The following is a 13,337-nucleotide window of genomic DNA, read 5'->3' on the forward strand; positions in this document are numbered from 1 at the left end:
AGTAAGTTTTTCCAAATATAGAAGCAATGAGCATAGGTGATAGTGAATCGTTCTATTTTGAACAAGTGCATCTCGGATAATTAAAATTAGATTGACATGAGATAGCTGTTGTGCTTGAAAAACGAAAGGCATCTTGTGCCTCTAGTCCTTATTCTGTATTCAAGAAAGAATCCTAAGCACTCTTTCTAACCACGTACAAAAGTTCCTCTTTAGGAATACGAAACTTTTCAAATTGCGCCGATGGAATTTCTTTGCTGAAGTCAACCACTTCAACTTGAAAACCAGCCTCTGCAAGACGTTTTGGATAGTTCAAGCCATAAAGTCTTACGTGATCTTTTTGCCAGAAATGTTTTTCACGTTCTTCAGGTGATGTGATGCTCCAGTCTTCGTAAGTTTCATTTCGGGTAGCGTCAATAGGAACTTGCATAATGCCCCATCCGCCCGGTTTGAGTATACGATACAATTCTTTCATGCATTGAAGATCATCCTTCACATGTTCCATCACGTGGTTACAGAAAATGACATCGTATTGATTGTCTTGAAGCGGAATGTTGTGCAAATCAAAATGCAAGTCTGCAATGGGTGAAACTAAATCTCCGGTTGTATAGTTGAGATTTTTTTGCTTTTTAAATTTTTTATGAAAGCATTGCTCAGGCGCAATGTGCATGACAGCTAATCCGGGTTGGGTAAAAAAATCTGTTTTTTGTTTCAGGTAAAGCCACATTACCCGGTGACGCTCTAATGTTAAATCATAGGGACAAAGTACATTTTCACGATGTGCCACGTCAGAACCATAGGATAAAAATTTTCTAAATTTGCGCTCACACACCGGACACTCCACTTTGTCGCCTTTGTAAAGTAGCGGAGCAAACAGGCGAAATACGTAGCTCAGTCGTATCAATAACGGACGAGGTAATTTATTGAGTAAAAACTTGTACAGCTTTTTCATGCGTTGGCAAAGATACAAAATATCTTATCTCAGTTTATTGAGCAGATGCTGACCATTTGCATCATCTTCAAAATCATCTGTTGAATCAATTCTGATAATAACTAATTTTGTTTATGCAATTGCCTGAGTCTTTTCTTAAATCCTTGTCATCTGTTTTATCTGAGGCTGAGGTGAATCTATTTACAGACGCTATTCAGCAAGAAATTCCGGTGAGTGTGCGGCTTAATTCAAATAAAATTTCTGATTTACAAATTGACCAACAGGTGCCTTGGTGTGTGAATGGATTTTATTTAACTCAGCGCCCCAAATTTATTTTTGATCCTGATTTTCACGCAGGTGCTTATTATGTGCAAGAGGCGGGCAGCATGTTGATTGAACAGGCGCTGAAACAACATGTGAACTTATCTGAACCTATCAAGGTACTTGACTTGTGCGCATCGCCCGGAGGGAAATCAACGCATGTGCTATCGTTAATCTCTGATGATAGTTTGTTGGTGAGTAATGAAGTAATTCACTCAAGAATTCAGGCTTTGGAACAAAATTTAGTGCGGTGGGGATCATCAAATTTTTTGATTACGCAAAATGATCCTTCTGCTTTTTCATCTTTCAAAGGTCAGTTTGATATCATTTTGGTTGATGCGCCCTGCTCAGGGGAAGGTATGTTTAGAAAACATGCGCATGCCGTTTCAGAATGGAGTGAACAAAACGTGAACCATTGCGCTGCAAGGCAGAATAGAATTCTTGAAGATGTTTGGCCGTCATTGAAGGAAGATGGCTTGCTCATTTATTCAACTTGCACCTATAATGTGCAGGAGAATGAATATAATATTCAGAATTTTTTGGCAAATGTTGATGGAGTTTCTTTGAAAGTGAATCTACCTGAACAATGGAATGTTCTTGAGTCAAAACATGATGAGGTTTTTGGTTACCGAATGATGCCCCATCGCACGCGCAGTGAAGGTTTTTTTATGTCTGTGATACAGAAAAAAAGTGAAGAATCATCAAGACAAAAAGTTCAATTGATGAAAGCAGCAAGTGCAAAATTTGACTGGCAGCATTATTTGAAAGATGCTGACAATTTTTTGCTGATTGAATTTAAAAATCAATTTTTTGCTATTCATAAAAGTCATCATGCCTTTATTTCTGATTGTGTACAAAGGCTCCATGTAATTAATCCCGGGCTGTGTATGGGTGAAATCAAGGGACATGATTTTGTTCCGGATACCGCACTGGCATTATCAACATCGTTATCAAAAGAATCTTTCAGAATCACTGATTTAACTAAAGAAGATGCTTTGCGTTATCTTCAAAAAGAAGCAGTAATATCATCCCATTCAGAAAAGGGATTTGAATTGGTTTCATATAAAAATCAACCGCTTGGTTTTATTAAAAATTTGGGTAACCGAAGTAATAATCTCTACCCTAAAAACTGGCGAATTTTAAGTAGAGTCGAATAAGAAAACGCGGTCCGATTTTTTTTGTAGGCGCAGGTCGCGACCTGCGCCTACAAAAAAACCGCGATCTGCGCCTACAAAAAAACCGCGATCTGCGCCTAGAAAAAAATATTCACAGAGCGCCAATTAAACCAGCATGATCATTTCTGCTATGGCTGCTTTGATATTATTTCTGATTTCTATAATGCTTGCATCCATCATGTAGCAAGGAGCAGTGACAATTTTGTTTTTGCTATCCACCAAAACTTCACGCACAGTTTTCATGGCTGTTGTTGCACCGGTTTTTTCAAGGCCTGCACTGAAGCCGGGTATGTCATAAGGTGAAGGTTCTTTATCTGATCCTAAGGTCATATTAGCGTGTACTGATGAGCCTTGTAGTGCTTTAGCAACAACAACCGGACTAACACACAACGCGCAAATAGGTTTACCTACATTATTCAGGTTGACCAAGAGGAGTTTTACTTCGGGAAGAATGTCACCATCAGGACCGGCGAATGCCCATTTGGTGAAATTTTTTGCTGAACCAAATCCTCCGGGAATGACGAGTGCATCAATATCAGCAGGGTCAACTTGGGTAATGTTTTTTATGTCTCCGCGCGCAATGCGTGCAGCTTCTGTAAGCATATTACGGCTTTCAGGCATCTCGCTTCCGTCTAAATGATTCACAACATGATGCTGAGGTTTATCAAGGCTAATGCATACGTAGTCATGTCCTGACTCTTTGATCGCTAGCATGGCCAATACGGTCTCTTGTATTTCTGCTCCGTCATAAACGCCGCAACCTGAAAGTAAAATTCCTATCTTCATTTTTTACCAATTTTTAAAGTGACACATTCCAAAATCATGGTGGTAATGTGTAATTTTGAGAAGCTAAATTTAGACAATTCAATTGACAGAACGTTATTCATATAAACAACTTGTCTTTTATGATGGAGACTGTGGCTTCTGCAATTCATCTGTTCAACTTATTCTTAAAAATAGGAAAACGGAATTCTATTTTATTCCCTTACAAAGCCCAAAAGCCGTTGAACTACTCAGCCAAAAAAAAGTATCTGTGACAATGGATACCATTTATTTTCTGAAAGATGAACATCTTTATCAAAAATCAGCAGCTGCCTTGCAAATTTGCAGAGGATTAAACTGGAAATTTAAATGGATGTTTCTGTTTTATTTTCTGCCGGTTTTTTTGCGTGACCCTTTTTATAACTGGGTTGCAAAGAGAAGGCATCGCTTGCGCAAAGGATATTGTGTTGTGCCTGATGCCGACGAAAAAAAGTATTTTATAAACGAATGATCTGTCTTAACAAAAAAAAATTAACCATGCAAAAAGAATATTGGGACAAACGATGGACTGAAAATCAAACCGGTTGGGATGTTGGTGATATCTCAACTCCTTTGAAAGAATACATTGATCAATTGCAAAATAAAAATCTGAAAATTTTAATTCCGGGTTGCGGAAATGCATACGAGGCAGAATATCTCTGGAAGCAAGGATTTACCAATACCTATATTGCAGAAATTTCAGAACATGCAGTTGAATCATTCAGAAAAAGATACCCTGGTTTTCCGGCTGATCATATTTTTCATGTTGATTTTTTTACCTTGAGTAATCGTTTTGATTTGATTCTTGAACAAACTTTTTTCTGCGCAATTGAACCTACAAGGCGTGCTGAATACGTGATGAAGTGTCATGAATTATTGTTGCCCGGTGGAAAATTAGTTGGGGTATTATTTAACCGTCCATTTGAAGGCGGACCACCTTTTGGCGGAAGTACTGATGAGTATCTCAAATTATTTCAACCTTTCTTTAAAATTAACGTGATTGAAACTGCATATAATTCTATCAAACCACGAGAGGAAAGTGAAGTGTTCATTAATTTTTCACGCATTCCATAAGCAAATAAACCGTTTGAAGACAAGGCGTTAATTTGTTGCTGCCATTTTGGTCTGATTCATGCAGCCAACTATTGGAAAACAAATTACGTTATAAGTATAAAGAAAGGAGGTTAGTATGACTTTTGGAGAAAAAGTAGCGGCTGTCCACCTGATGCAGCGGTTTGTGCGCATGAGCAGGGTTCTTCTTCCTTTGTATTCATCATTGACTAAGAAAGCAAGTCCTTCACGCACTGAAAAAGTAAAAATGGATAGCATCAGATCTGTGTATGATAATTTTCATGCGCATCCTGAAACATCTAAGTATTTGATTAATTCTGATATACTCAGATTAATTCAAAGTGTATACGCCGCATTAGTTTCAAAAAAAGGTGAGTCACCTGAAAGTTTTTATGAATACAATGAGTTTATCCGTGAAAGTGACAGGCTAATTGCTGCCTGGGACAAACAAATCATGAACTGATTAGATTTATAAATTCAAAATTATGATCTGCTTCTTTCAAGGAGCAGATTTTTTTTCTGATTCTATACGAGTTGTTTTTGTTTATTTTTTGAGATGCTCTGAATTATCGCTCTCGCACTGTTCCTCACGCTGAATTATCGCTCTCACACTGTTCCTCACGCTGAATTTATTTATCTTACTTGAATTTGATGTTTAGGTCCAAGCATAAAACATAGTCCAACATGGCCAGCCGGTAAGGGAAACGGCAAGAGTTCACCATTGGCGAATCCCGGTCCGCAACCAATACGCCCATCAATGGCAAAGCGAGGTTTGAAGTATCTTACAAAACCAATGGTAAACGGAACAGAGAAGGCGGATTGAGCTGTACTGTCAAGCGGAAATCCGTAAATTGATGGTGTTACATCAAAGGTCATTGAATACTTTTCATTGTTGACAATAAATGCAGTAAAACCAATACCGGTATAGAATGCAAGATTTCCTTGTGAAATTAGTGGAGACACCAAACGCAACGGTATGTGAATGCCTAATAATTTGTTTTTTCCAAATCGGTAGGTATAACTCACATTCAATCCAAGCATCACAGCTGAAATAGGATTGAAGGATAGTAAATGAGATGAAACAAACATAGAATCAGGGCGCACATAAGCTTCTTCAGGTTGCACTGTTATTGCCTTTGAAGAATCTGATTCTAAAGCAGAATCAAACACTAAAACTCCGGTTGGATCATATACAACATAGCGTTTGAGTTGTTTTGTTGTAACCGCGTTTTCTGATGTTGCACCCTTGCTTGTGGTGTAAACGTAGGTCACGTTTTTGTCATCAAAGTATTTAATATCGCACACCCTTTGCATGCCTGATTTATAAAACATGGTGTCATTATAAACCTGAGTATATCCTGCAAGTTGAGAAAAAAGGGAAACTAATAATACAAGGGTTTTATTCATTCTTGATGTGGAGCTGATTCGGGTTCTGAATTTTCTTCTTTCTTTTTTGGGTTAGCTGAATTATAAACCAGTTTACCATACTCATCATAAATGACAAAATATTTTAAACTTGAGAGAGAAATTTTGTTATCAACCAGTTTACCATTTTTTCCTCGGTATTCGTAATGCAAGAACTTTTCATCATGCTGTCTCACGGTAACTGCTTTAACATTTCCTGATTTGTAATATAGCGTGTCATTGTATTGTGAATAGCCCATGGTATACATGGTTAATAAAATGAGTATTAAAAATAGATTCTTCATTACTAAAGATTTATGAGGTAAAATTATGGAAAATTATCAACTCAATGGGTAAATAAAATTTAGCCCGGGTTGTTTTATTAGTGAATAAGATTAATTTTACCAGTCAAAATTCAATAAACATGAACTTACACGAATATCAGGGAAAATCTATTCTGCAAAGCTACGGAGTGGCTGTGCAACGCGGCATTGTTGTAGAATCTGTTGAAGAGTCAGTAGCCAAGGCAAAAGAACTCAATAAACAAACCGGTACTGAGTGGTTTGTAGTAAAAGCACAGATTCACGCCGGTGGTCGTGGTAAAGGTGTAATCACTGAAACAGGTTCTAACGGGGTGGTTCTGGCAAAAGGTCTTGATAAAGTTGAAGAAAAAGTAAAAGGAATTTTAGGCGGACATCTTGTTACAAAACAAACCAGCAAAGACGGTAAAAAAGTGAACAAAATTTTATTGGCTGAAGATGTGTATGGTCCTGGTGCCAGTGAGCCGAAAGAATTTTATATGTCAGTTTTGTTAGATCGTGAAAGAGAGCGCAATATTATCGTTTACTCAACTGAAGGTGGTATGGATATTGAAGCGGTTGCTGAAGAAACTCCACATTTGATACATAAAGAAGAAGTTGATCCACGTGTTGGATTGCAAGGATTTCAATCTCGTAAAATTGCTTTTAATTTGGGTCTCAGCGGCGATGCGTTTAAACAAATGGTAAAATTTGTGACTGCACTGTATAATGCGTATGTTGGCTGTGATGCTTCTATGTTTGAAATTAATCCGGTATTAAAAACTTCAGACAATAGAATTATTGCGGTAGATGCAAAAGTGTCATTGGATAATAATTCACTTGATCGTCATCCTGACTACGCTGCTATGCGTGATACAACTGAAGAAGATCCAACCGAAGTTGAAGCAGGTGAAGCCGGTTTGAACTATGTAAAACTAGATGGAAATGTTGGTTGCATGGTGAATGGTGCCGGTCTTGCAATGGCAACTATGGATATCATTAAACTATCAGGTGGTAACCCGGCTAACTTTTTAGATGTTGGTGGAACAGCCAATGCTGAAAGGGTTGAAAAAGCTTTTCGTATTATTTTGAAAGATCCGAATGTGAAAGCCATTCTGGTAAATATTTTTGGAGGTATTGTGCGTTGTGACCGTGTAGCGCAAGGTATTGTTGATGCGTATAAAAACATGGGCAGTATTCCTGTTCCAATTATTGTCAGATTGCAAGGTACTAATGCGGCTGAAGCAAAGGCATTGATTGATGCATCAGGCTTAAATGTACACTCTGCAGTACTTCTGCAAGAAGCATCTGATTTGGTAAAAACAGTTTTGAAATAAAGAACAAGTCTTACTGAGAAAACCTGCCCGAATGAATTTTCAGGCAGGTTTTCTTTTTATAACTTTGCCCGATGATCATTTATAAATCAGCAGAAGAAATTGAATTGATGCGCTTATCTGCGCAGCTAGTGTCCCGTACGCTTGGAGAAATTGCCAAAATATTGAAACCCGGCATAACCGGTAAACAATTAGATAAACTGGCTGAACAGTATATTCGTGACCACGGCGGAGTACCTGGTTTTCTTGGTTTGTACGATTTTCCAAATACCTTGTGTATCTCTCCAAATGCTCAGGTTGTGCATGGCATTCCTTCTAACAAAGCCTTTGAGTCAGGTGATATTGTTTCAGTTGACTGTGGGGTGTTAATGAATGGTTACTACGGTGACCACGCTTTTACATTTGAAGTAGGGGAGGTGAAACCTGAAGTAAAACAATTACTCAAAGTTACGCGTGAGTGTTTGGATATTGGAATTGAAGCAACACATACCGGCAATCGCATTTCTGATATTGGCTGGGCAATACAAAATCATGCTGAGAAACATGGCTACGGTGTAGTTCGTGAATTGGTAGGACACGGTTTAGGCAAACAAATGCATGAAGATCCGCAGGTGCCTAATTATGGTAAAAGAGGGTGGGGTAAAAAAATTCAAAACGGTCTTACCATTGCCATTGAGCCCATGATTAATATGGGAACTGAAAAAATTAAACAGCTTAAAGATGGCTGGACCATTCTGACAGCAGATGGTTTGCCATCAGCACATTTTGAGCATGATGTGGCTGTTGTAGATGGTAAACCTGTTGTGCTTTCTACTTTTGAATTCATAGATGCAGTGCTGGCTGAAAAATAATGGAGCGCGAACTTAGAATTGTTGTCATCGTTTTTCTTACGTATTTAATTTTTGGACTCACTACCTATTTTCAGTCCGGCTCTCTCATTGCACCGCTCATTCTTACTAAACCCATATTGCTCATTTTGGCAATGATTTTTCTTGTCTTAAATTTTTCTCAGCGCAATAAGTGGTTGCTGATCTTTTATTTATTCGCTCTCACTGCCTATGCTATAACAGACGAGTTTATCTTGTCTTGGATTGAGCGAGATGTTTCAAGTGCGTTCGCTGAAATTTCACGTTCAACTTTTTTTTCATGGCTTACTTTTTTGGTGTTTTTTGTTTTTCTCATCATTTCTGTCTTTTATCAATACAAGATTTTACAAAAGCCTTTCATTTTTTTTCTAGAGTTAATTTTGATTCTTGCTTGCTTTTGTTTTCTTTTTACCAGTTTGAGCCTTGTGCAAGAAATTTTTATTAAGGGATTTTTTATTCTCTATATCATTGCTTCAAACCTTGATGCCGGGCTGAATGACAAGATTTTACGGGTCATGTCATACCAATATCTTTGTCTTGTTTTACTTGAATCGTTTGAATATTTCATTTAGAAAGTGGTTATTTCTAAAAGATTTAGTTATATTAGTGTCACCCAAGGTAGAATTAAACAGTCCCTATGAAGAAGGCTTCTTTGAAAGATATTGCCGAAAGTTTGGGTGTATCCAAGGCATTGGTTTCCCTTGTACTCAATGGCAAAGGTGATGAACGTGGTATTAATCGTAATACCCAGGAAAAGGTTAAACTCAAAGCAAAAGAGTTAAACTACATTCCCAATCAATATGCACGTGGTTTGCGTATTGGACGCACTAATACCTTAGGTGTAATTGTGCCGGATATTTCCAATTTGTTTTACGCAAAATTGTGTAAAGCAATGGAGCAAGAGGCTTACACGCGCGGTTACAATCTCATCATTTCTAACACCTATGAAGATGCTCAAAAAGAAAAGAAATTAATCAGTGACTTAATTAACCGGAATATTGACGGGCTGATTCTTGCATCTTCTTTTGATGACAAAAATGAAATTGAAAGTCTAAGAATGAATGATTTTCCACTCATATTGATTGACCGTGTTTTTGATGATTTTAATGTAGACAGCATCAGTGTTGCAAATAAAAAAGGTGCCGCAAAAGCCGTTGAGTTTTTGTATAGTAAAGGTTGTACCAAACCTGTTTGCTTTACTATTTCTCCAGTTTATGTCAGTTCAATTGCTGAGCGTATTCAGGGTTATTTAGGTGCGCTTAAAAATGCTACAGATGCTAAATTATTTCAAATTCCTCACGACAATATTCAAGATGGAGTTGCAACTGCACTGGCAGAATTGAAAAACATGGATTATGATAGCGTGTTTTGTGTGAATAATAATGTTGCCAAAGCATTACTCAGAGAACTATCTTCACAACACGATTCTTTCAAATTACGTATTATCAGCTTTGATGATATTGAGGTTTTTGATATCGTTTCTCCAAAAATTTCTTCCATTGCACAACCCCTAGAAGAGATGGGGAAAAAAGCTGTTTCTATGCTCATACACAGGTTAGATCATGCAGAAGAGCATCAACCACAGCAATTGGTTCTTGATACTGTATTGATTGAGCGTTGAGTAAAAAATTACTATTCTTTTCGGGCAATTAAGGTTAAATTTATATATTTGCGCCCGTATTTTTCGGAATACAAATATTGGAGAGGTGCCTGAGTGGTTAAAGGAGCAGTTTGCTAAACTGTCACCGGGAAACCGGTGCCAGGGTTCGAATCCCTGTCTCTCCGCAGATGTTTTATCAGATTAAATCAGAAAAAGATTTGATAAAATTAATTGAAATATTGCAGAGAATAAATTCTGATTATCTTTGCACCGCCTTTAAGGCTTCGGGGTGTAGCGTAGCCCGGTTATCGCGCCTGGTTTGGGACCAGGAGGTCGCAAGTTCGAATCTTGCCACCCCGACAAGGAGATGAGTTTCATCTCCTTTATTTTTTTAATACTAGGTCCCGTAGCTCAGCTGGATAGAGCAACTGCCTTCTAAGCAGTAGGTCTTTGGTTCGAATCCAAACGGGATCACAAAGTAGAGTGAGAGCAATCTCGCTCTTTTTTTTGTCGAAGCGGATAGAGCATCCCGACTTTTCGTCGGGAAGGTCTTTGGTTCGAATCCAAACGGGATCACACAAAAAAGAGTGAGAGCAATCTTGCTCTTTTTTTTTGTCGAAGCGGATAGAGCATCCCGACTTTTCGTCGGGAAGGTCTTTGGTTCGAATCCAAACGGGATCACAAAGTAGAGTGAGAGCAATCTCGCTCTTTTTTTTGTCGAAGCGGATAGAGCATCCCGACTTTTCGTCGGGAAGGTCTTTGGTTCGAATCCAAACGGGATCACACGAAAGAGTGAGAGCAATCTTGCTCTTTTTTTTGTCGAAGCGGATAGAGCATCCCGACTTTTCGTCGGGAAGGTCTTTGGTTCGAATCCAAACGGGATCACACGAAAGAGTGAGAGCAATCTTGCTCTTTTTTTTTGTCGAAGCGGATAGAGCATCCCGACTTTTCGTCGGGAAGGTCTTTGGTTCGAATCCAAACGGGATCACCAAAAGTGAGAGCAATCTTGCTCTTTTTTTGTCGAAGCGGATAGAGCATCCCGACTTTTCGTCAGGAAGGTCTTTCTGGTTCGAATCAAACGGGATCACACAAAAGAGTGAGAGCAATCTTGCTCTTTTTTTGTCGAAGCGGATAGAGCATCCCCGACTTTTCGTCGGGAAGGTCTTTGGTTCGAATCCAAACGGGATCACACAAAAAAGAGTGAGAGCAATCTCGCTCTTTTTTTTGTCGAAGCGGATAGAGCATCCCGACTTTTCGTCGGGAAGGTCTTTGGTTCGAATCCAAACGGGATCACAAAGTAGAGTGAGAGCAATCTCGCTCTTTTTTTTGTCGAAGCGGATAGAGCATCCCGACTTTTCGTCGGGAAGGTCTTTGGTTCGAATCCAAACGGGATCACAAAGTAGAGTGAGAGCAATCTCGCTCTTTTTTTTGTCGAAGCGGATAGAGCATCCCGACTTTTCGTCGGGAAGGTCTTTGGTTCGAATCCAAACGGGATCACCAGTAAAATCAAGCCTTTCGAAAGAAGGGCTTTTTTGTTTTTTGGGATTTTCACTTTTTTGCGCCCTAGGTCTTTGGTTCCCTGCCTGTCTGCATGGCTGAAATAAATAAATTCTAATAACAGACAGGCAGGCATCCTTCTCCAACCCCAAATCCATCAAATATTCATCCAAACGCATCAATAATTTTTGAAGTTAATTGCCTTTTCAAAGTACCCAAAATTTCCCTACCTTGCACTATCTGAAAAAACCAAAACATGCCGCAAGCTTTTATAAATACTGGTGAAATTTTGAGTGGTGGTTTTTTCGATACTTACTAAACTGCCCCACAACATCCGGCATCGTCTCCAGAAATTTATTTCATAACGGGTTCATCTGTATTCACTTGGGTTTATCTTTGATTGCTAAAAAGGTGCATTCAGTTATTTTAACATGACCAATGTTCATCTCGTTAAATGTCAAAAAAAATAAATTCATGACTAATAAAAAATCACCGACAACACCAGTGGACAAGTTGTATAAATCAGTTAAACAAATAATTGATCAGGCAAGAGGCAATGTCTATCGGGCTGCAAACTTTGCAATGGTTCAAGCCTATTGGCAAATTGGAAAACTCATAGTTGTTGAAGAGCAGAAGGGAAAAAAGCGAGCGGATTACGGTGATGAACTAATAAAAAAACTTGCTTTAAGGTTGAGTGTTGAATTCGGTAAAGGTTTTAACGACCGAAATTTGTGGTACATGAAACAGTTTTATTTGTGCTGGCCAAAAGTGAACGCACTGCGTTCAGAATTATCCTGGACCCATTACCGGCTTCTTTTAAAGGTAGAAACTGAAGATGCAAGAACCTTCTACATGAATGAATGCATTGATGCAAATTGGAGTACACGAACTCTTGAAAGACAGGTGAACAGCCTGTATTTTGATCGCATGATAATGACTCCAGCTAAAAAAGCAAAAGCCCTGGTGAAAAAGGAGGCGGACAGTAAAACTCAAGTGATGCGTCCATCAGACATCATTAAAGACCCGTACGTACTGGATTTTCTGAATTTGAAACCAAATGCTGCTTTTTACGAACAGGAGCTGGAACAATCTATCATTGATAAGTTACAAGAATTTTTACTGGAACTTGGTAAAGGATTTTGTTTTGTTGCACGACAATATCGGCTGACCGCCGGACCGGGAAAACATTTCTATGCTGATTTGGTTTTCTACAATTATATACTGAAATGTTTTTTAGTAATTGATTTAAAAACAGGCGAACTTACACATCAGGACATCGGTCAAATGGATATGTACGTTCGCTATTTTGAAGACAAGGTAAAACAAAACGACGACAACCCAACCATTGGTCTGATCTTATGTACAGAAAAAAATAAAACCGTGGTAAAATATAGTCTTCTCAATGAGAGTAAACAAATTTTTGCATCTCGTTACAAAACTTATTTACCATCAGAAAAACAACTTCAACAAGAAATTAAACGTGAACGTGAACTGGCAGAAACAGAAAAATATCTCAGACTAAAATCCGCAAGAAAATAAAATATCAAGACAGGTTCTTTCACCTTGAACGGCGGATAAGGAGAGAACGAATTTTTCTCTCCATACCCGAATGAAATGAAAATATTTCTGCAGAAAATAATTGCATGAAATTTTGATGATTGCTCACACATACGATGAATAGATGCTGAAATTAATTTGAATGTAATCGGTTTTTCAAGGTCACATCAAATCATGCGAAAAGAAAATATAGAACGAAAAATAGGCATTCTTTATCAGTTTTTGATTCTATGCTTCCAGGGAAACGAGTAAATGCACAAACCATACGCAGCAGTGTGATTGCAAACTGGCTAAATTATTACCGCATTCCCTTGTCAGACGTGCAATTGATGGCAGGTCACCGGTGGCCAACTACCACACAAAAGTACGTGCAGACAGACAAGCTGAAAAAAAGAGACGCCATTAACCTTGTACACCCGATGGAATCTATGTTTACAAAAGACGGCGCAATACATTGAGCTAATTATACCATTAGCCAATATAA

At 38.4% G+C, this 13,337-nt stretch carries 14 protein-coding genes and 3 tRNA genes; 13 read left to right on the plus strand and 4 right to left on the minus strand.

Annotated features, from left to right (window positions below):
• Positions 1-172: 172 nt before the first annotated feature.
• Positions 173-949 carry a methyltransferase domain-containing protein gene (locus IPH66_06425; protein MBK7128988.1) on the minus strand — a complete coding sequence of 259 codons (777 nt, stop codon included), beginning with the start codon at positions 947-949 and terminating at the stop codon, positions 173-175.
• A gap of 113 nt (positions 950-1,062) precedes the next feature.
• Between IPH66_06425 and IPH66_06430 the strand changes: the two genes are divergently transcribed.
• Positions 1,063-2,406: an rRNA cytosine-C5-methyltransferase gene (locus IPH66_06430; protein MBK7128989.1), complete on the plus strand. Its 1,344-nt coding sequence runs from the start codon at positions 1,063-1,065 to the stop codon at positions 2,404-2,406.
• Positions 2,407-2,529: 123 nt separating this feature from the next.
• Here IPH66_06430 and elbB read toward each other — a convergent pair whose 3' ends face one another.
• The gene (gene elbB, locus IPH66_06435) at positions 2,530-3,210 is read right to left on the minus strand and encodes an isoprenoid biosynthesis glyoxalase ElbB (GenBank protein ID MBK7128990.1); all 681 of its coding nucleotides are present in this window, start codon (positions 3,208-3,210) and stop codon (positions 2,530-2,532) included.
• Positions 3,211-3,292: 82 nt separating this feature from the next.
• Between elbB and IPH66_06440 the strand changes: the two genes are divergently transcribed.
• The 3 genes from IPH66_06440 (at position 3,293) to IPH66_06450 (ending at position 4,759) form a co-directional block, all read left to right on the plus strand.
• Complete coding sequence (locus tag IPH66_06440) at positions 3,293-3,697, plus strand: DUF393 domain-containing protein (protein ID MBK7128991.1); 405 nt, start codon at positions 3,293-3,295, stop codon at positions 3,695-3,697.
• A 26-nt stretch (positions 3,698-3,723) separates the two neighbouring features.
• Complete coding sequence (locus IPH66_06445) at positions 3,724-4,299, plus strand: methyltransferase domain-containing protein (protein ID MBK7128992.1); 576 nt, start codon at positions 3,724-3,726, stop codon at positions 4,297-4,299.
• A 115-nt stretch (positions 4,300-4,414) separates the two neighbouring features.
• Positions 4,415-4,759 carry a hypothetical protein gene (locus tag IPH66_06450; GenBank protein MBK7128993.1) on the plus strand — a complete coding sequence of 115 codons (345 nt, stop codon included), beginning with the start codon at positions 4,415-4,417 and terminating at the stop codon, positions 4,757-4,759.
• Between the two features lie 170 nt (positions 4,760-4,929).
• Here the strand turns inward: IPH66_06450 and IPH66_06455 are convergent, their stop codons facing one another.
• Positions 4,930-5,703, minus strand: a complete 774-nt coding sequence (locus IPH66_06455) for a hypothetical protein (protein ID MBK7128994.1) — start codon at positions 5,701-5,703, stop codon at positions 4,930-4,932.
• On the minus strand, positions 5,700-6,005 hold the full coding sequence (locus IPH66_06460) for a hypothetical protein (GenBank protein ID MBK7128995.1): 306 nt from the start codon (positions 6,003-6,005) through the stop codon (positions 5,700-5,702). The genes IPH66_06455 and IPH66_06460 overlap by 4 nt, the downstream gene beginning before the upstream one ends.
• Positions 6,006-6,124: 119 nt before the next feature.
• On the opposite strand from IPH66_06460, the gene sucC reads away from it, so the two are divergent.
• The 9 genes from sucC to IPH66_06505 all read left to right on the plus strand — a co-directional run bounded on the left by sucC (position 6,125) and on the right by IPH66_06505 (position 13,311).
• A complete protein-coding gene (sucC, locus tag IPH66_06465; GenBank protein ID MBK7128996.1) occupies positions 6,125-7,336 on the plus strand; it encodes an ADP-forming succinate--CoA ligase subunit beta in 1,212 nt (403 codons plus the stop codon).
• A 71-nt stretch (positions 7,337-7,407) separates the two neighbouring features.
• The gene (map, locus tag IPH66_06470; protein MBK7128997.1) at positions 7,408-8,184 is read left to right on the plus strand and encodes a type I methionyl aminopeptidase; all 777 of its coding nucleotides are present in this window, start codon (positions 7,408-7,410) and stop codon (positions 8,182-8,184) included.
• Positions 8,184-8,771: a hypothetical protein gene (locus tag IPH66_06475; protein MBK7128998.1), complete on the plus strand. Its 588-nt coding sequence runs from the start codon at positions 8,184-8,186 to the stop codon at positions 8,769-8,771. The genes map and IPH66_06475 overlap by 1 nt, the downstream gene beginning before the upstream one ends.
• 65 nt (positions 8,772-8,836) lie before the next feature.
• Complete coding sequence (locus IPH66_06480) at positions 8,837-9,820, plus strand: LacI family DNA-binding transcriptional regulator (protein MBK7128999.1); 984 nt, start codon at positions 8,837-8,839, stop codon at positions 9,818-9,820.
• Positions 9,821-9,899: 79 nt separating this feature from the next.
• A tRNA-Ser gene (locus IPH66_06485) sits at positions 9,900-9,984 on the plus strand.
• A gap of 100 nt (positions 9,985-10,084) precedes the next feature.
• Positions 10,085-10,159: transfer RNA gene (locus IPH66_06490), tRNA-Pro, on the plus strand.
• 40 nt (positions 10,160-10,199) lie between these two features.
• Positions 10,200-10,273, plus strand: a tRNA-Arg gene (locus IPH66_06495).
• 1,497 nt (positions 10,274-11,770) lie between these two features.
• On the plus strand, positions 11,771-12,835 hold the full coding sequence (locus IPH66_06500) for a DUF1016 family protein (protein ID MBK7129000.1): 1,065 nt from the start codon (positions 11,771-11,773) through the stop codon (positions 12,833-12,835).
• 248 nt (positions 12,836-13,083) lie between these two features.
• Positions 13,084-13,311: a hypothetical protein gene (locus IPH66_06505; GenBank protein ID MBK7129001.1), complete on the plus strand. Its 228-nt coding sequence runs from the start codon at positions 13,084-13,086 to the stop codon at positions 13,309-13,311.
• Positions 13,312-13,337: the final 26 nt, after the last annotated feature.

Source organism: Crocinitomicaceae bacterium (assembly GCA_016708105.1).
GTDB lineage: Bacteria > Bacteroidota > Bacteroidia > Flavobacteriales_D > Crocinitomicaceae > JADJGJ01.

Excerpts from the sequence above, each read along its gene's own strand:
- IPH66_06425 (MBK7128988.1), bottom strand. The coding sequence starts at position 949 with ATGAAAAAGCTGTACAAGTTTTTACTCAATAAATTACCTCGTCCGTTA.
- IPH66_06430 (MBK7128989.1), top strand. The coding sequence starts at position 1,063 with ATGCAATTGCCTGAGTCTTTTCTTAAATCCTTGTCATCTGTTTTATCT.
- elbB (MBK7128990.1), bottom strand. The coding sequence starts at position 3,210 with ATGAAGATAGGAATTTTACTTTCAGGTTGCGGCGTTTATGACGGAGCA.
- IPH66_06445 (MBK7128992.1), top strand. The coding sequence starts at position 3,724 with ATGCAAAAAGAATATTGGGACAAACGATGGACTGAAAATCAAACCGGT.
- IPH66_06450 (MBK7128993.1), top strand. The coding sequence starts at position 4,415 with ATGACTTTTGGAGAAAAAGTAGCGGCTGTCCACCTGATGCAGCGGTTT.
- IPH66_06455 (MBK7128994.1), bottom strand. The coding sequence starts at position 5,703 with ATGAATAAAACCCTTGTATTATTAGTTTCCCTTTTTTCTCAACTTGCA.
- IPH66_06460 (MBK7128995.1), bottom strand. The coding sequence starts at position 6,005 with ATGAAGAATCTATTTTTAATACTCATTTTATTAACCATGTATACCATG.
- sucC (MBK7128996.1), top strand. The coding sequence starts at position 6,125 with ATGAACTTACACGAATATCAGGGAAAATCTATTCTGCAAAGCTACGGA.
- map (MBK7128997.1), top strand. The coding sequence starts at position 7,408 with ATGATCATTTATAAATCAGCAGAAGAAATTGAATTGATGCGCTTATCT.
- IPH66_06475 (MBK7128998.1), top strand. The coding sequence starts at position 8,184 with ATGGAGCGCGAACTTAGAATTGTTGTCATCGTTTTTCTTACGTATTTA.
- IPH66_06480 (MBK7128999.1), top strand. The coding sequence starts at position 8,837 with ATGAAGAAGGCTTCTTTGAAAGATATTGCCGAAAGTTTGGGTGTATCC.
- IPH66_06500 (MBK7129000.1), top strand. The coding sequence starts at position 11,771 with ATGACTAATAAAAAATCACCGACAACACCAGTGGACAAGTTGTATAAA.
- IPH66_06505 (MBK7129001.1), top strand. The coding sequence starts at position 13,084 with ATGCTTCCAGGGAAACGAGTAAATGCACAAACCATACGCAGCAGTGTG.